The organism is Carnobacterium sp. CP1 (genome assembly GCF_001483965.1).
Taxonomy (GTDB): domain Bacteria; phylum Bacillota; class Bacilli; order Lactobacillales; family Carnobacteriaceae; genus Carnobacterium_A; species Carnobacterium_A antarcticum.
On record NZ_CP010796.1, the window covers coordinates 832,129 to 858,609 of the forward strand.

Genomic DNA, 26,481 nt, shown 5'->3' on the forward strand with positions numbered 1-26,481 from the left:
TCCTAGTTTTTTTATCCTATCTCTCTTTTTAGCGTTTTATGTCTTCACGAACTAACGGCATGCTCATACAGCGAGGACCGCCACGACCTCTAGAAAGTTCACTCGAGGCAATTTCAATTACTTTAATTCCATGTTGCCGTAATAGTTCATTCGATACATAATTTCGGTCATAGGTAACTACTACTCCTGGAGCGATAGCCAATGTATTCGAGCCATCATTCCATTGCTCACGAGGGGCTGCAATGGCATCGCCTCCGCCACAAGGAATCAAATCTAATTTTTCTACACCAAGCGCTTCGCGTAAAACCTCTTGCAAATCTTTGCGGTGAGTAATTTTAAGCTTGCCGGATTCCTCACCTTGTTCAAGGATATACGTATCTACTTCTCCGCCATTTTTTTGAATACCAGGATGTATTGTAAATTTATCATAATCTACCATCGTGAAGACGGTATCCAAATGCATCATAGCCCGCACGTTAGGAATCTTAATAGCCAATATTCTTTCGAAATTTGAATGGCGATCAAACAATTCATGAGCTAGCTTTTCAATTGCTTTAGCTGAAGTTCGTTGCGAGATACCTAAAGCCAATACTTTATCATTCAGTACCAGTTCATCTCCGCCTTCAATATGAGAAGTGTGATTCCGATCTCGCCAAATTTCGACTCCTTGGTCAGCAAAACGTGGATGGTGCTTCATTATCGTTTCAATAAACATCGACTCGCGATTACGGGCTTCATAAGTCATATGGTTAACCGTCACTCCATTACCTAATGAAGCAGCCGGATCTCTAGTGAAATAAAGGTTTGGCATTGGATCCATATAAAAAGGATAGTCTTCTCCATTGGAAGCTGTCGTTAAATCATTTGACGGAATAGCGATATCTTTTTTACGAACGCCTGCCATTATAGTATCTACCATTTCCTGTGTTTCAAATTTCATTAGATGATCTTTTAATGCACTCATAACCGCTTCTGATTCAATATTTGATTCAGCTAACATACGGTCAATAAACTCTTCCTTGATATTTCCCGCATCAATAGCTTCCGCCGATAATTTTTCTAAATACAATACTTCCACACCATTATCTTCTAATGTTTTAGCAAAAGCATCGTGTTCTTTTTGAATAACTGGCAAATGAGGGATATCATCAAACAATAAACGTTCCATAATAGCGGGTGTTAAATTTTCAACTTCTTTTCCTGGCCTTTTCAATAAAACAGTTTTTAACGGTCCAATCTCTGACATAACATGAATCGGTTTATTCATTTTAGTTTCCTCCTCTGGTTTATTCTTACATCCTTATAATAGCGGTAACAAAATAAAAAGAAACGCATTAATCATCAAACAAAATGTCGAATTACTCACATTTTCACAATGGTTTTTCATATATATTCTTTATAAAGTATAACTGTTATCAATCGCTTTATTATGCTGTATATTTAATGTGTTTATACATCTTTTATAAATTTAATAATTCTAAAAAAATTTGAATAAACTCTTGTTCCAAATTGCAAATTGAATTCTGAGCTACTTTAAAGTTTGTGTACTAAAAATGGAACAGCTGGGTTAAATAGATTCTCGATACTCTTCTTTAATTACGATTTGAGATATTTCATTTAGACAATCTCACAAAAACATGAGCAGTTTAAATGTGCATTAATCATTATCTAAAGCAAAAACAACCTGTTTTAACGTTCGCGGTTTTTTTAGTTTATCTATTATACACAAAAACCTCTAAAAACATGTGAATTAAAGCGCATGACAATTCATAAAAAATTCTCTTTTAAATTATATCCTAACCTTCTTTAGTCAGAAAAAGATTTAAAATAAGTGATGTCTTTAAACGCAAAATGTTTACGTTCATATTCGATTTTCCTTGCTTCTTTTAACTGTTTCACTACACTCCCAACTGTTTCTCTGGAGCAGCCGCTGATGTCAGCAATCTCGTTGATTGTAATTGGAAAAGGAATTTCAATTAGAGCAGGTGTTGTATAGATACCCAATTCTTCCATCAAGTAAGACAATGTTTTAACAATACGACTGGTTGCACTGGAAATGGCTAAATATTGAATGCGCTTCTCTTGCTGTTTTAAAAGCACAGCGATATTTTTGTAAAGGTACAGAAGTTGTTCTGCATTAGATGTTACCTGTTCTTCAAATATTTTAGTGGGAATATAGTATACTTCAATATCAGTAACAGCATAAGCAGAAAAATAATACTCTTCATCAGAAAACATCCCCCCATACGGGAATAAGGTGTCTGGTTTAGTATAGTCGATATATGAGAAAGTATCGCTTTCATCATAGCTTTCGATTCGAACTAATCCTTTGGCTAGATAATATATTTTTTCGCGCTTATCTCCTTCATCAAATAAGACTTGGCCTTTTTTATAGGTTCTAAAAAAAAACTCGTTTTTAAGGCAGTTAAACTCTCTATCGGTAAAATTTGAAAAAACAGGTTTGTAGCGTAATTCATACAATTGGTTAAGCTTCATCTGTTTAGTTGGCATTTTACTCTCTCCTCACATATTTCGAAAATAAATGAAAGCGGTTACTTACTTGTAAGTATAATATAGCACAAAGAATATAAATTTACTTTAATGAAGCAGTTATATTAAAATATGAAGAAATTTAAATTAAAAAAATGACCTTTATTCATCCCTGAATATTAGATCATTTTTCTTATTTTATGTAAATTCCATCAAAGCAAAAAACCTTCTCTTGGTACTTTTTCAATAAATTTAGCACGCAGAACATACCGTTGTTGTTCTGTCAGGTTGCAAGTAATCAATGTCAGCATCTTTTCATCTATCTGTTCATCCCATAGCGGTATTTCTTTTGAATCTACGGTTAGACTGCTAGTCATGACATAGATATAGACCATTTCCAAATCAGTCATATATATTTTTTGGCCCTTTTTCAGCTGATGCAATGGACCGAACAATAAGTTAGAGTTATCTAAATAATTTCCAGCTAATGTGTAGTTGCCTTCGCCCATTGTTTGATCAGGTGCTAATGTAACTGCCCCTACTGCCAATCCTTCATTGGAAACGCCTTTGATGATTGGCATGTCAATTTTAGCTGTGGGAATCACAAGTTTTCCAACGATTGGCATATCTTGAATTTTTTGACTAGCTTTCACTATGGTTTTCAAATCAAGGTTCTCAATGCTGTCATAATCAAATGTACTTGCAACTTGTTGGTTACGCTCTACAGTTGCGAGTGTTAATTCTTGTTTTAAGTAGTGTTGATTCATCCAAGATACCAGTTTGTGTTTCACTGGATTGACCAATAAGGCAAAAAAAGCGCTATGCCTTTAATCATTCGATTCTTTTTATGCACAACCGCACCTCCTTATGATGTATCCCTTTACATTATGCCACATCATTTTTAGTTTTTACATTTCTTCCCCTTGGATCTATACCATTTGTTAAAAAATTAAACTTTTCTTAATGAATGAATAAATAAAAAAAGAAGAACGACGCTTTATTTTTGCGCAATGTTCTTCTTAATCCTTTTTTAGATGTCATCCTGTTCCAAATTAATGATCAGCAACCACCGTTTCTTCAGTTATTTTTTTATTGTCCCCTAATTCGATCAGCAACTGTTTTTTTTCCGCAATCTTAAAGAATGGCAAATAAATCAAATAAGAAATCACAATAGTACAAACTGACCAAATAGCGGCTGGGATATTGCCATTCGTTGCTAAGTAAGGTCCAATGATTGGCGGAATTGTCCAAGGAACGAGAAAAACAATTTTCCCGATAATACCGACTTTCATCAATACATAACTGCTTGCTCCTAGAACCATCGGTGTCGCAATAAATGGAATCATCATTAGCGGATTCATCACAATAGGAAAACCAAAAATCACCGGCTCATTGATACAAAAGATAGCTGATGGAAAAGACAGTTTCCCAAGAGAACGGTATAGTTTGCTTTTTGAACGCAGCATCGCCAATACCAACCCCATCGTGCCACCGGATCCGCCAATGCTCATAAATAAAATCCAGAACCCGTCGGCTACTTCATAAGGAATCGGCTGGCCATTTTGAAATGCCGCTGTATTAGCAGCTAAGTAGCTCAAGAAAATCGGAGTTGCGATCCCAGCTAAAACATTTGGTCCATGAATACCGCAGCTCCACAAAAAACAGGCCAATAATGTATAGACCATCAAACCTGGCAATGTGCTCAACCCAAAAACCAGCGGCTGAAAAATCCATTGCAAGATCTCATTTAAATTGATTTTCAATAAAACATGAATGATCCAAATACTGCCGATCACTGTAGCAGCTGGCATCATACTGGCAAATGACCGAGATACTGAAGGCGGAACGCCTTCAGGCATTTTTATGGTGATGTTCTTAACGACGAAAAAACGGTAAACAAATGTAGTAAAAATTGCTACCAAAATAGCGGTAAACATGCCGGTGGCATCCAATAAAGCAGGATCGATTGTGAAGTCTTCCGTTAATGTCGCTAATAGAAAAGCGACAGTTGTGATCACTGTATTGGAAATGGGATCTACACCAAACCCTATAGCGAGGTTATACCCTATTCCAATCGCCACAATTAAACCCAAAACGCCAAAAGTCACTGAAACAGGAGCATTCAACATTCCGGAAACAGGTTCTATGAAATCCGTCCAGGCTTTGATCGGCAAGTTTCCTAAAATCAAAAAAAAGCTTCCGACAATCGTAAAAGGAATCGTCAAAGTCAATCCATTACGGATGGCAACCAGTACTTTGTTTTCTCCAATTTTTAAAAAGACCGGCAATACATATTTTTCTAATCCTGCTAACATTTGGCTCTCCTCCTTCAGATTCCTTGTTATGAATAACTTTAGTTTACCCTATTAAGTTAACTGTTGGAAAATTTTTAACCTTATCACAAGCTAAAACCAAAACCTCTTAGAGAATAAAACAAGAGATTCAAACAAAATGGACAATGCCTCTTTTGGTTGAATCTCTATTTTATCGTTTGCTTTGCTTATTACTCTAACTCATCAATAAATTGTTTCGCATGTACTAAGCCCATGCCTGTCTTTTCTCTCAACAACTTAACTGCTTGAATATCTTCTCCTTTGTTTTTCAACATTGCTAACTCTGATTTCAAAGGCTCCTCAACATAATTGCTGGATAACTCTTCATAACCTGTAGCCTTTGCCAAGTCATCTAACCTCTTTTTTAATTCCTTGTTTTCTTTCTTCATTTCATTAATGGCACTCCATACTAATAAGAGCCCGATTAGAATAAACCAAAAAAACCAAAAATTCATCTATATCCACCTCTCTATTAAAATTTCATGTCCTTCATCTCATCTTTTTATGACATTATTTTTGAGTTGCGTTTCTAAACGTTTTGAATTCTTTTCGTTATCTGCGTATGACTTTTCCAATTTTTTATTGATTTTATTGATAAATCGCTTTGATTGGATCCATTTTAGCTGCGTTGATCGCTGGCATGATTCCGAAAAATAATCCGGTCAAAACAGAAACAGAGGTCGACAACAGAATCGTCTGCATCGTCAACACAGGTTGGAGTTCCATAAAATTGCCGACTAATAAGGCGATTCCATAACCAAATGCCAAACCGACTATTCCGCCGATAAACGTAATAAAAGCCGCTTCTAAAATAAATTGGAAAAGAATATTGCGCGGTTTTGCTCCGATCGCACGGCGAATCCCGATTTCTCTTTTGCGCTCAGTCACCGAAACGTACATGATGTTCATCACGCCAATGCCTCCTACCAATAAGGAAATGGCGGTAATGGCCATCAGAAAATTAACGATACCCGACATGTAACTTTCCATTTCTTGCTGCATTTCTTCATTTGAACGATCTTCTTCAAAAATTCCTTCTTCATCGGGGTAACTTTCGATTAATGATTGGGTAACAGCTTCGGTCACAGCATAACGATCCGCCGTTTCCTCTACTTTTATTTTTAATGCACTGATCGGTTTAAACCTGGTCAATTCATTATAAGAGGCCCGAGACACAACGGAAGTCATGGCAGACATATAATCTTCTTCACCGCCGCTCAGTGACATACTACCATAGTCATATGGCTGTTTGATACCAATGACTTTATACATATAGCCATTAATAGCGATGGCTTGATCGATCATCTCTTCTGGATCATCGATCATGATTCCATAGTCGAAGATATCATGAGACAAAACAATCACATCATGATTGGCATCCGCTGGTGTGATATCTCGGCCGTATAAAAGAGGCTGCTGCTTACTGTATGGCGTCAATTGGACTGAAGCCGTTTGACCAAAGTAATCGAACTCGCCGCTGATCATTTCTGTACTGCCCATACCCATTCCTTCTCCATAATCAGGTAAAACAGAAGCGACTCCATCGATTTTTTGAATGCGTTTCATGTCGATTCGAGAAAACACAAAATTAGACTCTTCATGGTACATCGTTTCTTCAGTCATCGGCAGTGTATACTGCATCCGAATTTCATTGGCATTAGCTGAATCAGCTAGTTCCAATGTCTGTTGCCGGATGCCTTCGCCTAAAGCTGCAATCGTAACGACCGAAGAGATTCCAATGATGATTCCCAGCATCGTTAGAAAGACACGGAATTTATGAGCTTTCAAACTTAAAAAAGTACTGATCAATAGATTGTGTATCATACGTTGATCACCTCTTCTTCAAAAGAACCGTCTTTCATGCGAATAACACGCGAAGCATAAGTCGTCAAATCTTCATCATGCGTAACCATCACAATTGTCTTGCCTTCTTGGTTCAACTGGCTTAACGTTTCCATGATGCTTTGTCCCGTTTCACTGTCTAGTGCACCCGTCGGCTCATCGGCCATGATCAACAAAGGATCATTGATCAGCGCCCGCGCAATTGCCACTCGTTGCTGCTGTCCGCCAGACAATTCAGTTGTTTTCACTTTCAGTTTTTCGCCAATTCCTACTAATTCTAGAAATTGTTTCGCTTTTCCTTTTTTCTCTTTTGCGCTGTTTACACCTTTATAAACCATTGGCAGTTCCACATTTTGTTGGACATTCAATGACTCGATTAAAAAAAACTGTTGAAAAACGAATCCAAAAAAAGCATTGCGGTATTCAGATTTTTTATTTTCATTCAATAAGGCTACATCTTCTCCGCGGAACAAATACGTTCCATCGGTGATACGGTCTAAAAAACCGATAATGTTCATCAAAGTTGTTTTCCCGCTGCCGGATTTCCCCATGATCATCACGAAGTCGCCTTCATTGATGGTTAAATCCAATCCTTTTAAAATATGGGATTCTTGCTTGCCACGTTTAAAGGTTTTATGGATTCCTTTTAATACAATCAATGGTTGAGGTTTCTCTATTGGGTTCATTTATTCCACCTCCTATTCTTCGCTATCGATTGGATCAACAAATTCTTGTTCTGATGATTCAGATAGCAATTGACCTTCTTCAATATCCACTTTAGAAGAAACAATAATTTGATCTTCGGCTTCTAAACCGCTGGTAACAATGGTATTCTCGCCTTCTGCTTCGCCTAGTTGAACCACTCGTCTGACCACTGTGCCGAAGTCATTAACTAAGACATACGCTTGATCGTCTTCTTGATGGATAGCAATGGTCGGAACATTGACGGTACTTTCGCCGCTGCTTACGATAGCTTGGACATGGTATCCATTACGGATGCCTTCTAATGAATCCAAAGACAGTTTTACAGGATAATTGGACATTGTTGTTTCTTGTCCTCCGTAGCTTCCCATACCATCTCCTGTATCTTCCGTGGGGTTGTGGTCAATAAATGTAACTTTTCCAGTCACTGCATGGTTATTTGAAATCACTTTGATATCTGCGATTTGATCAGGAGCTAATTTCCCAACATCTTTTTCATTAACGGTCCCAACTACATAGAAACGATCTGAAATCAGTTTTAAAATAGGTGTTTCTGCATTTTTGTCTTCAGGAATGTACACTTTCCCGCTAAAAGGCGCCACGATATCTTTGTACCGTTGTTCTTTTAAGGATTCAATATTGTTGTACAATTCTGTGATCTCTGCATCTAAATCTGATGTACTCGTATCGATTTTCACTTCTTCTAATGTTTGTGTGCGTTCTTCTTCCGGCATTTTATTCCAATTTTGAATCGCTAAATCACGTTTGTACACAGCATTAGAACGTTGTGTTTCCATTCGTGCCACTTGATTCTCTAAATCATTGATTTGTGTGGCTACTTCTGTATTTTCATATGTATATAAAAGCGTTCCTTCTTCGATAGCAGCACCATTTTCAACTTTCAGTTCTCCTATCGTTCCAAGGCCTTCTTCTTTACGAAACTCTTGCGACTGCTCAGGATTTACTGTCCCATTAACAAATATCTGTTCCATACTGGGAACTGTAAAATACTCAATCCCGTAAGGATCTTCAAGTCCTTCTTCCGCGACTTCTTCAGGTGAAAAAAACAGTGCTCTCGCTCCAAAGCCTCCTAGTAGTAAAACGACTACAATACCTAACCCAATCCAAATTTTCTTTTTCATCTTTTTGCTCCTCACTTATTGTTAGTTCAATTATTAACAAGAGTCTCCGTATTTATTAGGTCTTTATATTATTGTACTGTACCTCATCCGCCTTCCCATTTTTTATCCATTCCATCTAAGCATCCTGAGAAAAATCGCTTGCTTTTTCTGATTCTGACAATATCTTATCGTATTTTTTAAAAATTATCCATTGTTATTTTTTGGAAAAGAGATCATTTTAGCTTTTCCATAGATTTTTACATAAAAACAGCTGAGTTGAATTTTGAGGGCACAGCAAAAGCAGCAGGCTGAACAGTTCATCAATAACTGTTCAGCCTGCTGCTTTTAATTGATTTCAGCGAATTATTTTACTTCAAAATCGCTCTTGCCGCTAGTTATGATATCACGAGTCGCATCCAACGATCCTTCTACTAGGTTCTCAACTGCTGTTTCTGTATAGAACGCAATATGAGGAGTGTAGAAAATATCATCTCTCGCCATCAATGCATTGAAAATATCATCGTCAATTGCGGCGCCTTTCAAATCTTTGTTGACAAATGGGTGCTCATATTCATAGGTATCTAAAACTGCGCCCGCTAGTTTTCTGTTTTCTAGTGCTTCAAGCAAGTCTTCTGTATCCACGATCGTTCCTCTTGCTGTATTGACCAAATAAGCACCGTCTTTCATTTGAGCCAATAACTCTTTGTTAAATAAGTGGTAGTTGTCTTCAGTTGCAGGCATATGAATTGAAACCAAGTCCGCTTCTTTTACTAATTCTTCAAGTGTATCTTTATAGGTAAGAAACTTACGCGCTTCATCATTTGGGTACAAATCAAAGCCGATGATTTCAGCACCGAAACCAGCAAATAACTCGCCTGTAATGCGCCCAATACGACCTGTTCCTACGATCCCTATTTTCATTGAACGCACTTCTCTGCTTAAGATGCCTTTGTTCCAACTGAAGTTGTGGTTTTCTACATTTTTTTTGATTAAGTCCATATGACGAATCATGTTTAATGAAGCTGTAACGGCAAACTCTGCAATAGCATTAGGCGAATAAGCAGGTACGTTTGTGATTGCTAATCCGTTTTCCTTTGCCGCTTTCAAATCAAACATATCGTAACCAGCAGAACGAGTAGCCAACTGTTTGATACCCATCTCAGCTAAGGCAGGATATAAAGCTTCATCTAATTTTCCTGTTTGCTGGATCAAAACGCCGTCGTTGCCTTTTACTTTACCCAGTGTATCCATCGTAAGAATCTCCGTTGTTGTTTCAACGTTGATACCTGTTTTTTTACTCCATACCATCGCTGCATCTTTCTCATCTTCACGTGTTCCAAACATAATTAAATTCATTTATATTACCTCCATCAACTAATTTTTAATAACTGTTTTTTTTAGTGTATATACTTAGCTGTTTATTGTGCAGTGAAAAACTTAAAGATATCTTTATCGTATATTTTCAATACTTTGCCAAAAACTAAATCACCGATAAAAGCACTGGCAAATGGGATAACGAAAAACACCAAGACAGCTATACTGATATTGGTACCTACACTGCCCTCCATAAACTTAACTGCGTTGATAGGTCCGACTAATCCTGAGAAGCCGAAACCTGCTGAGAAAGGAGTACCTTGTATATTGAATAGAGCAGCAAACACCGCACTAATGACAGCACTAAATGCAATCGGCAAACAAATGATTGGGTGTTTGATCAAGTTTGGCATCATCATCTTCATTGCACCTAAACCGACTGAAGAAGTAACCCCTAGGCTATTGACTTTCATCGAACCAATGACTAAAGTCGCAGCTGCTGCACAAATCCCGATATTCGCTGCACCAGAAGCTAATCCAGACAAGCCAATAGCTGTAGCAATCGCAACGGTTGATATCGGAGAGATAATAAGAATAGAGAATGAGACTGCAATTAAGACGCTCATTAAAATCGGTTGCAACTCAGTGAAACTATTGATCAAAGTTCCTATAGTAGACGTGATCATTTTTACATAAGGCAATGTAAATGAACCTACTGCCCCTGCGCCAGCTCCGGCAATGATCGGAAGCAGCAAGATGGTCATCGAACCTAGTTTATTTCCAATAGCTCTAACAAGGATAACTGCTAACGAAGCGGTTATCATTGTGTTGATCAAGTCGCCGATTCCGACCAGCATGAATGCTCCATCAGTAATCACATACGCACCTGATCCAACAAGTGCTGCAGCTCCAACAATGATCGTTTGCATCGGGTTTAACTTGAATTGCATAGCAATCAATACCCCTACAATAATAGGAACGGAATATTGAAAACCTTGAACTACATGCAATAAAGAAATAAAGACATCCATTTTTGTACCGAAATATTTAAATAGTTCTCCCAAAATTGCATTTGGAATCAGTCCAACTACGATACCTGTTGCTGTTCCTGCTAAAACGCGGTTAAAAAATATTTTAGCTGATAATTTTGTTTCTTGTTCTGACATGATGTCTCCCCCTAGTTATATAATTCACAAGACAAAGTAAAAAAATAAGATATAATAACATTAAACCTGTGTAAACTATATGAAAACTTATTTACTGACTATATAAGATTGGCAACCAAATCCTTTTCTAATAATTATTCGTCGCGAATCATTGTGCACACATTCACTAACTTGCTTTTATTATCTATTAAAAGCGATTAAATGTCAAGCAAATTTTTGTTCTTTTAATTCTATTGTGAAGATCAGGAAGCGCCGACCTCTTATTTTATCAACGTTTTCAAGAACATCCCTAACCGAAAGCTAATTAAAATTTCATCTGTATCTTAATAAAGTTAAAGCAAAAATAAGCTAAGGAACGGGTTTCCCCAACTTTTCCTTAGCTCTCATTTAATCTTTCCTATTTCTAGAATCGTTACTGACAAGGCTCGCGGTTCGCTTCCTTCTTATTTTGTTAAACAGTACAGAAGCGATCAGCCCTATTCCAGCGCCACTGCTATCGATGAAGACATCGCTTAATCGACCGCCTCTGCCTGGAACAAACACCTGATGGAACTCATCGGAAACCGCATAAAGTGCACAAATCAGTAAGCTGAGTCCAATTCCCTTGATGCCTGCTATCCCGCTGTTGTTCAATGCATTTTTCACTAAAATGCCTAAAACCAAGTAAATAAAAAAATGAGCGTGCTTTCTAATCGCATTTGGCAAATCGGGCGGCACAACTGCATCACGCATTTCAACGGACAAAATGTAAAGCAGGCAAATTACTGCCCCGATGGCGATTATTTCTTTCATGCCAATTGTTATGCCTTGTTTTTTTAGTTTGCTTCCTCCCCAAACTGCTAAAACTAAGAAAAATAAACCTTGAAAGATTTTTATCGTTGGTATCATAATATACAAGGTTTCATCGCTCAATGTTCGCGATTGATCCGCAACTTGGTGAGACAAATAAAAAATCAGTCCCATCCATATAACTACAAAAGCCCACGAAAAAAATCGACTGTTTCCCCAATAGCGTTCTTTTGATTCCATTTTTTTCACAACCTTTTTGTTCGCTAACGTTTTTTGAACAAAGCGTTCATTTAGTTTGCTTATTATACCGATAAGAGGAGGTTCCTTCAAGTTTATTCGACTTTATGCGTTTTGGTTTAATGCCCATTTGTAAATAGCATGGGCAACTCCATCTTCTTCATTTGACTTTGTTTCGTACTTAGCCGCTTTTTTGATGGTTGCTGTAGCATTTCCCATCGCGACACTGTGGCCTGCAGCTTCGATCATGTCGATATCGTTTTCTCCATCTCCAATAGCCATGATTTCTTCGTGGTCAAAACCCAGCTTTTCAGCTAATCCAAGCAAAGCCGTTCCTTTGTTAGCGTGTTTAGGCAAAACTTCAAAGACATAGGAAAGGCTTCTGATCGGATAATACTCTTCAGAAATAAAGTCTGGAATATGTTCCACAAAATGATCCAACACAGCTTCTTCCCCAACGAACATTGACTTATAAATGGTCCGATCTTCTGGAAGTTCTTGAACGGGCATAGAGTTCAACTCCATTCCCAGCAAATGAGCATCATATTTCAATACTTCGGTTGGTTCTCCAGTATAAAAGTAATGCGTCTCATCAAAAAAAGAAAAATTTATTTCAGCAACGTCCTTCCGCAATTTTTCTATTTTCACTAAATCTTCGTGGGATAACGTTTGTTTGTACACGATTTCTTGTGTATTCGTCTTTTGGATCAATGCCCCATTTAATGAAATGACGTAATCTTCTTCTTGAGCCATCTCCAATTCTTCAAGATAAGGATAAATAGCTTTCAATGGCCGTCCGGTACACAAAACAATCTTTATTCCAGCTTCAATAGCCTCATGTAAGGCTTTTTTCACTTTATTGGTTATCAGATGAGATTCATTTAGCAATGTTCCATCCATATCAATAGCAATCAATTTAATCAATAATGTCTACTCCTTTATTCTTCAGCTTTCTTTTAATGTACCACATTCAAGATAAAAAAACTTCCACCGTTGCCTTGCACAAAGTACATACAAAAGAGAACGATGAAAGTTTTCTGTTTCAATTTCTTTATTCGTCATATTTTTGACACTCTTTGGGTTTAAGGTTCTATTCTTTTGAAATAATTCTATCTAATTACAAATAGCGAGGTATAATTAAATCACGCATCGAATTTAATGTGAAAAAGGTAATTGGAGGAATGGAAAATGGCAAAGAAAAAGTTGTACGATGAAAATGGTAATGTGGTTAAAGGTAGATTGAAAAAGCCTTTCTATAAGAAGATTTGGTTTTGGTTGTTAGTAATAGTTGTTGTAGGTTACTCATTGAATAGTGAAGAAGAAACTGCAGAACCAACTGATAGCATTGCCGTGGAGCCATCAAAAAGTGAAGAATCAGCTGAACCAGTAGTGACTTCAGATTCAGAACCTACAGAGGAAATAAAGGCAGAACCAGTAGTGAAAGAAGAACCGATTGAAACAAGTGCAGAAGAACAATATCAAGCTATTTTAGATGAATATACTCAAAAAATAAAAGAAGCTGCTCCGAAATTAGTTGAAGAATACAACGCGGAATATCCAAACAATCAAGGTGGATTAGAAGGTTTAGCAGAATTATCTAATGATAAGATTTCAGATTTAGCTGAAATTTCAAACGATGGCATCAGCGCGATGGCGGAAGTTCACTTTACTAAAGGTTCAGGGAAATACGAAGATTATGAAGAATGGGCAAGTAAATTGATGGATATCTATATGGAAGAATCTGGACAAATAACAGATGCATACATGAATTCTGCACAATAAAAAAAATGCACTCTCCTCGACCAAAGTTTGAGTGCGATAAAAAAACTATTTTTTTATAGGACTTTATACTATAAAAAAAAGAGTTTTTATCTATTTGAAAGGAAGTATTATAGCATAAAATTTAAATACATCGAATGGTATACAGTTTCTTATACCAATAAAACAAAGAGAAAATCATTGCTCTAACTTCTGATCATTTCCGAAATGGTGTGTTCCCTTTAGAGTTATTATGGATTCTGTCAGTCAAGGACAGAGCAATTTTAAAAAAAGATAAATACTTACGTAACCCGTAAACCAAATGTCGTTTTGTCTGAAACACTAAAATTTATTTGAATTCCAACTGTCCCTTTTGTGCCCCTTTTGAACAAAAAGAGAGAGAATATGTAATCCTCTCTCTTTAAAACGTTGATATACAAATGCTTTATTTCACCATAGCCAAAGCGCCCATTGGATCCCATGGTTCTAATTCAATCAGCGGCTCGTCTAAAGCCTTCAGCCATTTTTCAGGAATGTATTTTTTATCAACAGCGATTTGGTAAGTGTATTCCTCAAACCATTGATCACTCATCGAGTAAATGCCTTTTTTACCGGCTTTCTCACCCCAGCTGTTTTCCACTTTCCAAGTCAACGGCTTACCTTCGTCATCCAAATTCACTCCGACAAATACCATCGCATGAGTCAGCAGACTATCGCCATAATCTAATCGTTGGGCTTTCGACAGATTTAGCCCTTCTCCTAAGGTCAGATCATAGTCGTAACTTTTGTCGTCCATGATGCCCGCATCTTTAACCAACAACTTGCCTACATCACAGCCAAACCAAACAGGTTCGCCATTTTTAATGGAAGCAACGGCTGCTTCTTTCAAAACATCGATTGGTACATTAATGTAGCGAACCGGTTGCGCTTCTTTAACCGTGCCTAAGTACTTCACCGTATAAGCTCTGCCATAAGGTTTGTCAGCCGTTGGTGCATTCAATAAGCTAACAAGATTAGGCAAGTCCCAGCCTACATAAGATGAGAAAAACTCTTGAGGTGTAACATCTGAAATTCTGTGGTACTGATCATCCTTGTCGCGGTAATCATACGTAAAGGTCTCAGGCACCTCTCCTAAAGCTTTTACCAAAACATTGTAAACAAAATACAGCATGTCTTCTTTTTTTGCTGCCAATTCCTCAGTCGTTTGCCCCGCTTGATGGCCTTCACGTAAGACACTAGCAAATTCACGCAACTTAGAAGTCAAAATAGTGTTTAATACTGATGTATGAGCAGAATGAAATGTTTCTGGCATCACTGCTTTCGGTACAGCTCCGTATTTTTCTAAGATGCCGGAAAACATATCCCATTGTCCGCCGTCTTGAACCGGATCGGTCAACAAATGAGCAATCAATCTAGAATCTTGAGCTTCATTGACGGTGTCTAAAATGCTGTCTAAGAAATAATTAGCTTTTTCTAATTTATCCCAAAATAATGTATAGTTTTGTGAAAACTCAAAACTTTCGACATTTAATTTCTCCATTGTGCCCACGCGTGCCGTATTTAAGGCCGCAAACATCCAGCATCGACCACTGGCTTCTTGGTTAGTGATTTTACCGCGTTTGGTTTCGTCTGAAAAGACAAACGAATGCCTGCGCAAGACATTATTATCCAAAGATGCGTCATTGATACCGACTTTGGCAATTGCCCCTTTGATAGCCTGATTTTCTTGATTGCCTTCAAAGCGGTTTTTAAAATTAGCTAATAATTCATTATTGATCGTCATATAAATCCCTCCTAGAAAATGATACTTACTATGGTACTCCTTTTTCAAAAGAGTTACAAACTCCATTTAAAAGCAAGCAGCAAACTATTTGATAAATTAAACGGTCTTTTCAAACGTTAAACAGGACAAAAAAGTGCATTCTTGAGTGAATGCACTTTTTTATATTCTCTCTTATTAAGTTTTTAGCTGTTTTTACATATTGATTGTTGTTCCAACACCAAACTTTTTAGCTTTTTGAAGTATTTTTTCAGCTGTAACAACATCCAACACCGCTGTTCCAACCGTTTTAAAAACTGTGATTTCAGCATCTGTTGCTCTTCCCGCTATTTTACCCAGCATCACTTCTCCTAAATCTCCTTGGTAATGACTTCTTTCAACCAGACCTTCTTCTAATGGCGTTATGATATCTCCTGCTTCTGCTAACACGCCTTCAGTTGTATCAAAAATGACCTTATCTGCTTTTACGATAATATCAGCAGGTATTTCATGCATTTCAGGAGTATAAGCTCCAACTCCGTTAATATGAGTTCCCTCTTCAACAAATTTCCCATCAAACGTTGCACGTTTAGAAGTAGTCGCAGAAGTAATAATATCCGCTCCTGCAACAGCCTCTTCAGCAGATGTTGCAGCTATCATCTTCGTACCGAAAGCTGCGAATTCTTCTGACATTTCCTCAACAAATTTTTGACAGCGTCCTTTGTCTATATCGAAGATTCGGACCTCTTCTAACTGACGAACTGTCAACATCGCTTCCAACTGCGTAATAGCTTGGCCTCCGGTTCCAAATAAAGCAGCAACCTTGGCATCTTTTCTAGCTAAAACATCTGTAGCCGCTCCTTGTACAGCTCCTGTGCGAAGTTGTGTTAAATAGGTCCCATCCATTACGGCCTCCACAATGCCGGTTTTTGAATTAAGAACTACCATAGTTGCCGGTACACTAGGTAGATTTTTGTCGATATTATTGGGGTAAACTGAGACAATTTTTACTCCTAACGCTGACTGACTTCCTGAAACATAAGCCGGCATGTAAAGACTTTGTCCTTCATATTCCGGTACATCGATATTTGTTCGCAGCGGAACTGTGCTTTTTCCTTCAGAAAAGAGACGCAGTGCTTCTTTGTCTGCTTCAATCGCTTCTTCCATCGAAAATACCTTTTGCATATCTTCCTTAGTTAAAATAATCATTCTTTCGCTCTCCTTTTTAGATTGCTTCATTTGCAATATTTTGTTTTGATTTAATTAATTCTAATACCATGCTGACTGCTGTATATAGTAAAACAACAATGACTAACCATTGTAGCATACCCGTATTTAATGATTTTACGAAGTAAACTGCTGTCAATACTCCAAGTACTCCGAATGTAGAAGCGAATAAAGTTATTTTACGGCTGTACTCTCCAAATTTCACAAATTGCATACTTCCGATCGGAACTGAGAAAGTACAAGCTCCCATCATTATTGGGAATGCAGCTGCAGGATTCATTCCTAAAGCATAAACAGTCGCCATAGTTAAAGCATACGAGCCTATTCCAATATTATTTAATGCCCCGTATGCAAATAATAAAATTCCAGCTGTTACTAATTTTATACCATACAATTCAGTCGCTGTTCCATTAGAAGGAATCAAATTGAATTTTCCAGCCAGTATCAAAAGAGCAGCTATTGTCAAACCAATCGACACAAATTTTTTAATCGTTTTTTCGGGTAACTTCACAACAAAACGTGGGCCCACATATGCACCGATTACTTGACTGATGATACAAACAGCTAGTGTCTTGATTCCTACATCAATAGAAGTAATATACGAAAGAGCCATAGCAGCAACCGGAATCACACATTGGGCGTTTAGTGTACCTGGCAATTTTTTTAGCGGTACCCATTTTAACTTTTGGTACAATACTGTTCCAATAGCAAAATCTGAAATACCAAAAGTGGAAAGCAAAAAGGTGAAAAATGCGACAAAAGGCAACGCAATAGTATTGGCTGGTTCCTTTTTAATTTCATTTTTATGCTTTGTTATATCTTTCACAAAAGAAATTACAAAAAACAAGTTGACGATCACGATTAAAGATAATAACACTGTAGTCATTTTAGTTTCCTCCAAATTTTTTATTTCCCATAAATATTTCTGACATCCATTAAATCTTTTCCAAATACTTGTTTAGCAGGATCTTCCAGCTGATTAATCATCCTTAAATTATAAGCATCATGGATAACATATTCTTTCGACAGCTTGACCATGGAATGGTTCCGTGTCCAAATGACATCTGGTTGTCCTTTTGGAAAGGTCCCATAAACAACTTCCTTTGAATCTGCCACAACAGTAATCCACCGGCTTCCATAATCCTTTAATTTATCTTCTTCAAAACCATGTTTGTAAAATCGATTAAAAGGTAATTCATAATGACGTTTCTTGCTAAATAATATAACAATAAATTTATCAAGCCGCTTTTCCGCCTCTGTTAATAAGGTAACCATCATTTCGGTTAAATCTTCTTCCCAAATTTGCAGATAAAGGTCTTTTTGAGAATGTCTTATCAATTGAATAGATTTTTCAATCACTTGATTGTATTCTGACAAGCTCCATAAAATGTCTGTTTCTTCTTCTTTTTCTATACTGCCCAAACTCTTTTTAATTTCATTAAAATCAGATTGTACTTTTTTATTTAACCGATCGATTAATTCTTCAACCGATTTTGCTTTGTAGCGAACAGGATCTGTATTACTGCAAATAATAACACCTTTTTTTAATAAAATTTCTAAAATATTATACACTTTTGAACGAGGAACACTTGAATTTTTACTAGTTTCGTAACCAGTTTGGTTGCTTTTTTTTAACAACGCCATATACACAAGTGTTTCATATTCCGAAAATTGGTAATCTTTCATAATGGTTATTATATGTTCCATTTCATCCTCCTTCAAGTGAATTTAATCACATGTCGTAGTAGCTACCTTCAGTGACTAATATAAACCTATAACAATAAATTGTCAAGAGTATTGTGAAAAAAATATCTTTTTTTATTAAGCATTAGAAATGTATTTCCCTGCTTCATTTCTTTGGTATGTTGTGCTTTATCGTCATTGCGGTAACGAAACTGTTGTATCAAAAAATAGATTAAATAACCCTTTAGGATGACTTTTCAGGTTAATCATTAGTTCTCGAAAATGCCTGAGTTTAAAATTGCAAAAAAAGGGAGTGAGACAAGTTTCTCCTCCCCCTTTGCTATATCTGAAAGGATTGTTTTTGAACGTGTTCAAAAATAGAATTGGACAAACATGTTTGCTCTTCTCACAACCCCACTTGCTCTCTAAAGTCTTTCATATAAGAACGGCTGACAGGAATCTTCAACTGGTTTTCCAGTGTAACTTGATAGGTATGGTTAAACCAAGGTTGGATCTCATCAATTGCATTCACGTTGATTAAATATGAGCGGTGTACGCGTAAAAAAGCATGATGACAGATTTTTTTCTCAATCGCACTTAATGGTTCATTGATCGGGTATTCGCGTTTTTTTGTATAAATCGTTGTTTCCCCATTTTCAACACCCACTGCTATTATCTCTTCAATCTTTACCAAGAAGATCCGGTCATCTAATTGAACAGGAATAGCTTTTAGTGGTTCTTCTGGAAGCTCATGGACTTGTTGTTTCTCATTTTGATGTGTTTTATAAGCTTTGGTAACGGCTTGCTGAATCCGTTTTTGTTCGAAAGGCTTTAGCACATAGTCTTTCGCATTCAATTCAAAAGCTTTGATCGCATAGTCATCGTAGGCTGTGGCAAAGACGATCAATGGCGGGTTTTTCACTTGTTTGATTTTTTCAGCTAGCGTTAGCCCGCTCTCATTGGTTAAATGAATATCAAGAAAAATCAAATCCACTGTTTTTTTCAGCATTTGTTCTAACGCTTCTTCGATCGAGTCTGCTTCAGTTACCGAAGTTACCTCTTCACACTGTTCTAATAAGTAATTCAATTCATTTCTAGCCAAAGGCTCATCATCAACGATCAATGTATGCATCTTTTCATTCCTCCCTTTCACGATACGGTACAGTGCACGAAACCGCGGTTCCTTGAGTTGATGTTTCAAACTGCAGCTTTCCGCTCTCTCCAAATAAACTGATCAATCGCTTATTTAAATTTTCAAGCGCTGATCCTGTTCCTTTTTCAGACAAAACAACTTCTTTGCCTAGTTTTATTAACCGTTCAGTTTCTATTCCTAATCCATTATCTTTCACGCTGACTTGTATGCCTTGTTCGTGCTTAGTAACATCGACCCAAATTTGGTTGTCGATTTTGCGGCTTCCAAAAGCATGTTTAAACGCATTTTCTACCAATATTTGAACCAAAAAAGGCGGCACTAAAACTTCTGACAACCCGTCTTCCACTTCTATGTTTACCTGATAGCGGTCTGGAAATCGGGCTTGTTCTAAAGATAAATAAGCTTTTACTTGCTCTAGTTCTTTTGACAATGGAATCAAGTTGGTTCTCGCTCCTTGTAAATTAGACCGAAAAAAGTGGCTTAACTGAATCAATAGACTGCGGGCTTTTTCACTATCGACTCGAATCAAAGCTGAAACAGTATTGATCGCATTGAAAAAGAAATGCGGATTCACTTGAGCTTGCAGGGACTTGATTTCAGCGTCTTGCAATAGTTTTCCTTGCAACTCCATTTCGCCTAATTCAATTTGGCTGGAGAAGATATTGCCCAAGCCTTCTGCTAATTGGCGTTCGACAAAAGTTAATTTCGTCGCATCTGTAAAATACATCTTCAAGATGCCGACCGTCGCACCTTTCGATCTCAATGGAATAACGATTGCTGCTTCAAGTGGGCAGCCTGGGAAGTCGCAGCCGATTTCATCGTGCGAATGAGCTTCTTTGATTTTTCCGCTCTTCAATACTTCTTTTGATAAATTGGTCAAAATTCCATTAGAAGGTATATGGTGATCGCTGGCTGCACCGACATGCGCCAAAATTCTTTCTTGATTGGTTATGCTGACAGCAGATACTTTAATGAACCGCATGATAATTTTTGCTGCTTCTGTACACGATCGTTCATGCATTCCTGCTCGAAAATAAGGCAGTGTTTCATTGGCCAGCTGCAAAACATCATGAGTCTGCACTGCTTTTGTTTGTTCTTCATGCCGCAAAGTCGAATCAATGATCGACAAAAAGATAGCGGTTCCCAAACTATTGATCAAAATCATCGGAAAGGCAATAAATCCGACTAATGTTAGCGACGCCAAGAAATGCCCGCCAAAAATCAAGATACACAGCATTTGAATGCTTTCCATCACTGCACCAACGATCATGCCCTCTTTTACTTTCGGGTAGCTGTTTTTGCGCATGGATCTGGCCCCATAAATTCCAGAAAACAAGCCGATCAAAATGGATGAGATCACATAAATAAACGCCGCTTCGCCTCCTTGAAAATAACGAACGATTCCAGAGATAACTCCGACACTGAGTCCAACGACCGGCCCTCCGATAAAGCCAGATACTCCAATTGTCAAAGCACGCGTATTTGCCAAAGATGCATCTGCAGATAGCGTAATGAGCAATTGATCTGACACAACTTGATCACGACTGATCGCAACACCGGTAAAATTCGAAATAATAGCAAAAATACTGAATACAATAATCAATTGAACTTTCGTTGAGAACAATTGTCGCTTGGTTAAAATCGTTTTAAAATGTTGGACGTTCATTAAAATGTACGCCACCAGAATGATCAAACCCACTCGTTCAAGCATTAAGATAAACAAATTCAACATGTCTGTAACCTCCATTACTGATACCTCTAGTTTACATCAAAACATGCCAAAAACTAATGGTTTTAAACACAAAAATAAGCTCTTTTACCGTTTAACGTAAAAGAACTTATTTCATTTCATTTTATTCTTCTGCCAAATATGCCGTTCTAAAGTTGAAGTAATCGCCATACAGGTGATATTCGATGCCTTTTAATTCAGGATTGATCAAATAATTCGATGCTCCTTGGTATAAAGGTACTTGAGCAGCATCAAGAGTGCTCAAAAGGTTTTTGCATACCTTATCAACATAAATTTAAACTCTTTAAGGTACGTAAAAGGTGTTTGCGTGACTTAAGAACAGAAATTTAATCTCTTTAAGGCACTCAAAAGGAATTTGCGTGCCCTAAGGACAAAGGTTTAATCTCCTTAAGGTACTCAAAAAAACAAAATAACTTTTAATACAAACAAACGAACAAAAAGAAAGAACTCACCTGCAAATTCTTAAACCTAAAAACCCCGTAAGCCAAATTTAAAAGATACATTCGGCTTACGGGGTTCAGAGTAGGTTATATCGCTAAATGACTGCCTAGTAAGCAACATTGAGCTTTTTATTTAACAATATTGTAGTAAATTTTTGAAGTGATACGGTAAATCAACCAATAGATCAAACTAAATGCTGCTATCACACCAATGATCGACAAGATCAAAAGCTTTTGATTGGTGATTCCAAAGACAACCAGCATTTTTTGAATGATTGGGTAAGCAAAAGCGATATGGATAACCGCAATGATGATTGGCAAGAAAAACATCCAAACAATTTGCAGACGAGTGGAATCTTTGATCATCTTTTGATCTAACCCAACTTTTTGCATGATTTGGAATTTTTCACGGTCGTCATACCCTTCGGAAACCTGTTTGAAATACGTGATCAAAACAGTCCCAATGGTAAACAACAGCCCCAAGAAGACCCCAAGGAATAGGAATCCGCCGTTCATACCATACCATTCATCCCGATTCATTTCTTTGGATTCATAACTCATTGAAGGTGTGTCGTTAAATACTGCTTTTAAATCAGCAGCATAAGCCGCTTTCTCTGCCGGACTGCCTGTCGTGTCCCAATTGATCGTTCCAGAAAGACCCGCTATAAAAGTATCGGGGTTTTGCTGCATATAATTTTGAGTCACCTTTTCAATTTCTGAAATACTTGGCAAGACCAGTACCAAAATCTCTAACAACTCACCTTGACTTTCGATATCTCCTGGAACAACTGCCATTTTCTGCAGCTGATACGTTTGTTCTCCTAACGAAAGTGTTTGTCCCTTCAAAGTATCTTTTGAATGATAATACAACGCTTCATTCTCTCCTAGTTCCATCGTTTCATCCGTCCATTGATTGTAATCTTCCAATGGAAGGATAATGACAGATACTATAGAAGTAAAGTCAGTGAGTGAGGTACTCTCTGGTATCACAAATTTATTCTTTTCAAGCATTCCAAGGAGTGTTTGGTATCTGTAGCTTTCCAGCTGATCAATTTTTAAATCAGCGGCTGCAGTCTGCTCATCAATGGTTGTTTTGATCTGTTCCATCTCAGGCAGCTGACTATTTCCTGCCGATTCTTCTTGTTCTCCGCCATAGATCGTTACCGCATTCTCAAATGGGAAACGGTTATCCAAAGTCTCTTCTGTACCGACAAACATCGCAACAGTTGTCGATAAAGCCACAATAACCATGGTAGCCAGAATACAAATATTGGCTAAACCCACCGCATTTTGTTTCATGCGGTACAGCATTCCTGAGATGGAAATAAACGGACCAGGACGGTAATAGAATTTCTTGTTTTTCTTTAAAGCTTTAAGAATAAAAATCGATCCGGAAATAAAGAACAGATAGGTACCGACGATCACTAGTAAAACCGCTATAAAGAAATACTGAAGTGCATCGATCGGATTATCGATCGACAAGGAGATCCAATAACCGCCTGCCAGCAAACCGACTGAAAGGATGAACAAAACAATCGATCCTTTTGGTTCTTTTTCCCCTTCTTTACGGCCTTTTAATAATTTGATCGGATTAGAAAATGTTACTTGGCTGATATTGTAAAGCAGCCCGATCAAGAAAATGCCGATAAATAAAGCGGCCGTCAGCAAGACTTTGTCTAAAGAACCCGTATATTCCATCGGTTCAGGTAAATTCAACATGTAATTCAAGAACATGAAAAACAATTTCCCGAATACTTGCCCGGTGATCAACCCAGCTGTGATACTAAAGAAACTTGTCAATACCATTTCCAGCATCAGAACTTTCGCCACGTGTTTCTTCCCTAAGCCCAATATACCGTAAAGGCCGATTTCTTTTTTTCGGCGTTTGATCAGAAAGCTGTTGGTATATAGAATAAAGATAAACGAAAACATTCCGACCACAACAGCCCCAAAGCCAAACAACATAGGCAATGTACTTGAACGGCCTTGGACAAATTCATTAGTCAATAGTGAGACCATCAAAAAGAACATAGCCACTGTCATCGTAGAAGAAAGCACGTATGGCAAATACGTTTGCATGTTAGATCGAATATTCCGCACGGCTAATTTGGCGAAAAATTTAGTGTTCATACTGCTCACCTCGGCTAGATAAGACTCTCATGGATTGGGCAATATGATCCATAAATTCTTCCGCAGTTTGATCGCCTCGGTAAATTTCATGGTAAACAGCTCCATCTCGGATAAACAAGACTCGGTTCGAGTAGCTGGCTGCCCGCGCACTATGCGTGACCATCATGATCGTTTGTCCTGATTCGTTGATCCGTTCAAATGTTTCCAACAAATTTTGTGAAGCTCGTGAATCCAATGCTCCAGTCGGTTCATCTGCCAAAATGATTTTAGGGTTGGTGATCAAGGCTCTGGAAACAGCTACCCGTTGTTTTTGTCCGCCTGAAACTTCATACGGATAATTATCCAAATAAGCTTCTATTCCTAAATTCTTAACGATTGGTTGGATGCGGCTTTCCATTTCAGCGACCGGTGTATTGGATAAAACCAGCGGCAATAAGATATTGTCGCGAATTGTAAAGTTATCCAATAAATTAAAATCTTGAAACACAAATCCCAATGTATTCCGGCGAAAAGCAGAGATTTCACGGTCTTTGATTTTAGACAACGGCTTGCCGTCTAAATAAACTTCTCCGCTGCTGGCGGTATCCAATGTTGAGAGGATATTCAGTAACGTTGTTTTCCCCGATCCTGATTCCCCCATGATAGAAACGAACTCCCCATTTTCAACTGAAAAATTAACGTTTGTCAGTGCTTCTGTTTGTTGACTCGAAAAACGAGCGGTATAAACTTTTTTTACATTCTTAACTTCTAATAAAGGCATATGCTACCTCCTCCTCTTCTACTCTTACATCTTATGATAAATAAGGATACCTTGCATTTACCTAGTCTTACAAAACAGAAAAACAACCTTACAGTTTTGTAAGGCTGCTCATTTTTTATCACATTTAATCAAATAGCTCTAATTCTTTTCTAGCCAAGTTGATAAATACTTTTGTTCCTTCTCCCATCACGGATTCGATTGTCAGCTGATGTCCTAAACGCTGAACAATTTTCTGGCTTAGAAAAAGACCTAGGCCTGTTGATTTTTCATGGAGTCGTCCATTCAGTCCAGAATAGCCTTTTTCAAAAATCCTCGGCAAATCTTCGGCGCGAATGCCCATGCCATTATCTTCAATGACCAATGTTTCTGGCTTCTCAGGATCTAAGTAAATTTTGATAGTGCCTCCGGTCGTATACTTCAGGCTGTTTGATAAAATCTGTTCCAGTAAAATTTGAAGCCATTTGCCATCAGTCAAAACAGAAGCTCGAGTATCTTCGTATTCTAATGAGATATGGTTATAAATGAAGATAATCGAGTATTTTTTGATTGTTTTCTTAATAATGTCATCCAAATCAATTTCGATGAAATCCATATCTGTTCCACTCTCTTCAATTTTCAAATAATTCAAGGCCATATGCGTGTAATCTTCCAACCGCAGCAATTCTTGCTTCACTTGTTTCGTCAGCGGTTGTTTGGGCTGGCTTTGCATCAATAGGCTGATCGCTGCGATCGGTGTCTTGATCTGATGCAGCCAAAGGGTGAAATACTCCAGCTGTTCGCTGTTTTTTTCGCTGAACCGCTGCTCTGTTTCGCGTAACTGCGCCACCAATGAAAGGATTTTTTCTTGATACAATTCATCTGCCGGATCCATGTTATTAGGCAAATGATTCTCCAAATCGATATTGTCTTTTTGGATATTGTGCAATCCTTCGTATCTTTTTGCATAGCGGTAGAATTGCGCCAACAAATAAAGAAGAAATAAAAAGGCTGTCAGTTCAATCGTATAAAATAATAAATCTAATGGCAGCTGGCCTAACCAGTAAACGGCACTAAAAAAGAACAGCATGCCGCTATACAGAATAAATTGGGGGCGCATGGCTTTTAAAAAAGAGGTGATGAGCTGCTTATTTATCGATTTAATGAGAATCCTCTCCTTTATTCAAGCCGTAGCCCCACCCTTTTTTGGTCAAAATGAACTCTTTTAATCCGATGGCGGTCAGCTTTTTGCGTAACCGAGCGATATTAACAGCCAATGTATTGTCGTCGATGAAAGATTCATCTTCCCATAACTTGACCATGATGTCTTCTCTTGATACATACTCGCCTTTAGATAAAAATAACAATTCCATGATCTTCAGTTCATTACGGGTCAGTTCTATTTCTTGTTCTTGGTATTGGAGCTTTGATTCCCCTAATTTTAGAATCGCCTGATGATGCGTTAAAAAATTTTCCGCATCATTAAAATCGTAAGTTCTTCGCAAAAGCGCCTGCACTTTTGCAACAGCGACCGTCAAATCAAAAGGCTTGCTGATAAAGTCATCTGCTCCCATTTGGATGGCCATCACAATATCCATATTCTCGTTGCGCGAAGAAATGAAAATAATCGGAACTTGTGAAAACTTGCGTATTTCCTGACACCAATAATACCCATTGAAATACGGCAGCTGAATGTCCATCAACACCAATTGAGGTGCTTCTGCTATGAACTCTTCAATGATCGTATTAAAATCGGTCACTACTACTGCTTCATATTGCCACCGTTGCAGTTCATCGCGCAGCACATGAGCAATCGTCAAGTCATCCTCGACGATCATGATTTTAAACATC

24 protein-coding genes are annotated in these 26,481 nt (G+C 37.7%); 1 reads left to right on the plus strand and 23 read right to left on the minus strand.

Going from position 1 to position 26,481, the window contains the following annotated elements; translation table 11 throughout:
- Positions 1-28: 28 nt before the first annotated feature.
- The 12 genes from arcA to NY10_RS04170 form a co-directional block, all read right to left on the minus strand.
- Entirely contained in the window at positions 29-1,267 is a 1,239-nt protein-coding gene (arcA, locus tag NY10_RS04115) for an arginine deiminase (protein ID WP_058918771.1), read from the minus strand.
- Between the two features lie 539 nt (positions 1,268-1,806).
- Positions 1,807-2,511, minus strand: coding sequence for a Crp/Fnr family transcriptional regulator (locus NY10_RS04120; protein ID WP_058918772.1), 705 nt, complete (start codon positions 2,509-2,511; stop codon positions 1,807-1,809).
- A gap of 191 nt (positions 2,512-2,702) precedes the next feature.
- Positions 2,703-3,281 (minus strand): class A sortase, encoded by a 579-nt coding sequence (locus tag NY10_RS04125; protein ID WP_156413266.1) that lies wholly within the window; start codon positions 3,279-3,281, stop codon positions 2,703-2,705.
- A gap of 261 nt (positions 3,282-3,542) precedes the next feature.
- Positions 3,543-4,805, minus strand: coding sequence for a PTS sugar transporter subunit IIC (locus NY10_RS04130; RefSeq protein ID WP_058918774.1), 1,263 nt, complete (start codon positions 4,803-4,805; stop codon positions 3,543-3,545).
- Between the two features lie 188 nt (positions 4,806-4,993).
- Positions 4,994-5,278, minus strand: a complete 285-nt coding sequence (locus NY10_RS04135) for a hypothetical protein (protein ID WP_058918775.1) — start codon at positions 5,276-5,278, stop codon at positions 4,994-4,996.
- A gap of 133 nt (positions 5,279-5,411) precedes the next feature.
- Positions 5,412-6,647 (minus strand): ABC transporter permease, encoded by a 1,236-nt coding sequence (locus tag NY10_RS04140; protein WP_058918776.1) that lies wholly within the window; start codon positions 6,645-6,647, stop codon positions 5,412-5,414.
- Positions 6,644-7,342: an ABC transporter ATP-binding protein gene (locus NY10_RS04145; RefSeq protein WP_197408991.1), complete on the minus strand. Its 699-nt coding sequence runs from the start codon at positions 7,340-7,342 to the stop codon at positions 6,644-6,646. Before NY10_RS04145 ends, NY10_RS04140 begins: the two co-directional genes overlap by 4 nt.
- A 21-nt stretch (positions 7,343-7,363) precedes the next feature.
- Positions 7,364-8,509, minus strand: a complete 1,146-nt coding sequence (locus tag NY10_RS04150; protein WP_058918778.1) for an efflux RND transporter periplasmic adaptor subunit — start codon at positions 8,507-8,509, stop codon at positions 7,364-7,366.
- 342 nt (positions 8,510-8,851) lie between these two features.
- Positions 8,852-9,844 (minus strand): D-2-hydroxyacid dehydrogenase, encoded by a 993-nt coding sequence (locus NY10_RS04155; protein WP_058918779.1) that lies wholly within the window; start codon positions 9,842-9,844, stop codon positions 8,852-8,854.
- Between the two features lie 62 nt (positions 9,845-9,906).
- Positions 9,907-10,968, minus strand: a complete 1,062-nt coding sequence (locus tag NY10_RS04160; protein WP_058918780.1) for a PTS sugar transporter subunit IIC — start codon at positions 10,966-10,968, stop codon at positions 9,907-9,909.
- Between the two features lie 387 nt (positions 10,969-11,355).
- Positions 11,356-11,997 (minus strand): VanZ family protein, encoded by a 642-nt coding sequence (locus NY10_RS04165; protein WP_058918781.1) that lies wholly within the window; start codon positions 11,995-11,997, stop codon positions 11,356-11,358.
- Positions 11,998-12,099: 102 nt separating this feature from the next.
- Positions 12,100-12,918, minus strand: coding sequence for a Cof-type HAD-IIB family hydrolase (locus NY10_RS04170; RefSeq protein ID WP_058918782.1), 819 nt, complete (start codon positions 12,916-12,918; stop codon positions 12,100-12,102).
- Between the two features lie 264 nt (positions 12,919-13,182).
- On the opposite strand from NY10_RS04170, the gene NY10_RS04175 reads away from it, so the two are divergent.
- Entirely contained in the window at positions 13,183-13,776 is a 594-nt protein-coding gene (locus NY10_RS04175) for a hypothetical protein (protein WP_058918783.1), read from the plus strand.
- Positions 13,777-14,197: 421 nt separating this feature from the next.
- On the opposite strand, the gene NY10_RS04180 is transcribed toward NY10_RS04175, so the two are convergent.
- From NY10_RS04180 to NY10_RS04225, 11 genes are all read right to left on the minus strand, one after another.
- Positions 14,198-15,535 (minus strand): C1 family peptidase, encoded by a 1,338-nt coding sequence (locus NY10_RS04180; protein ID WP_058918784.1) that lies wholly within the window; start codon positions 15,533-15,535, stop codon positions 14,198-14,200.
- Positions 15,536-15,727: 192 nt separating this feature from the next.
- Positions 15,728-16,720 (minus strand): ornithine cyclodeaminase family protein, encoded by a 993-nt coding sequence (locus NY10_RS04185; protein ID WP_058918785.1) that lies wholly within the window; start codon positions 16,718-16,720, stop codon positions 15,728-15,730.
- A 16-nt stretch (positions 16,721-16,736) separates the two neighbouring features.
- Positions 16,737-17,624, minus strand: coding sequence for a sulfite exporter TauE/SafE family protein (locus NY10_RS04190; protein WP_058918786.1), 888 nt, complete (start codon positions 17,622-17,624; stop codon positions 16,737-16,739).
- A 20-nt stretch (positions 17,625-17,644) separates the two neighbouring features.
- Entirely contained in the window at positions 17,645-18,445 is an 801-nt protein-coding gene (locus tag NY10_RS04195) for a TrmB family transcriptional regulator (protein WP_058918787.1), read from the minus strand.
- Positions 18,446-18,827: 382 nt separating this feature from the next.
- Positions 18,828-19,553: a LytTR family transcriptional regulator DNA-binding domain-containing protein gene (locus NY10_RS04200; protein ID WP_058918788.1), complete on the minus strand. Its 726-nt coding sequence runs from the start codon at positions 19,551-19,553 to the stop codon at positions 18,828-18,830.
- 4 nt (positions 19,554-19,557) lie between these two features.
- Positions 19,558-21,306, minus strand: coding sequence for a sensor histidine kinase (locus NY10_RS04205; RefSeq protein WP_058918789.1), 1,749 nt, complete (start codon positions 21,304-21,306; stop codon positions 19,558-19,560).
- A gap of 121 nt (positions 21,307-21,427) precedes the next feature.
- Positions 21,428-21,568, minus strand: a complete 141-nt coding sequence (locus NY10_RS12580) for a hypothetical protein (RefSeq protein WP_156413267.1) — start codon at positions 21,566-21,568, stop codon at positions 21,428-21,430.
- 325 nt (positions 21,569-21,893) lie between these two features.
- On the minus strand, positions 21,894-23,894 hold the full coding sequence (locus tag NY10_RS04210; RefSeq protein ID WP_082664179.1) for an FtsX-like permease family protein: 2,001 nt from the start codon (positions 23,892-23,894) through the stop codon (positions 21,894-21,896).
- Positions 23,884-24,654, minus strand: coding sequence for an ABC transporter ATP-binding protein (locus NY10_RS04215; protein ID WP_058918790.1), 771 nt, complete (start codon positions 24,652-24,654; stop codon positions 23,884-23,886). Before NY10_RS04215 ends, NY10_RS04210 begins: the two co-directional genes overlap by 11 nt.
- 124 nt (positions 24,655-24,778) lie before the next feature.
- On the minus strand, positions 24,779-25,750 hold the full coding sequence (locus NY10_RS04220; RefSeq protein WP_231726765.1) for a sensor histidine kinase: 972 nt from the start codon (positions 25,748-25,750) through the stop codon (positions 24,779-24,781).
- Between the two features lie 40 nt (positions 25,751-25,790).
- On the minus strand, positions 25,791-26,480 hold the full coding sequence (locus tag NY10_RS04225; protein WP_058918792.1) for a response regulator transcription factor: 690 nt from the start codon (positions 26,478-26,480) through the stop codon (positions 25,791-25,793).
- Between the last annotated feature and the right edge of the window lies 1 nt (position 26,481).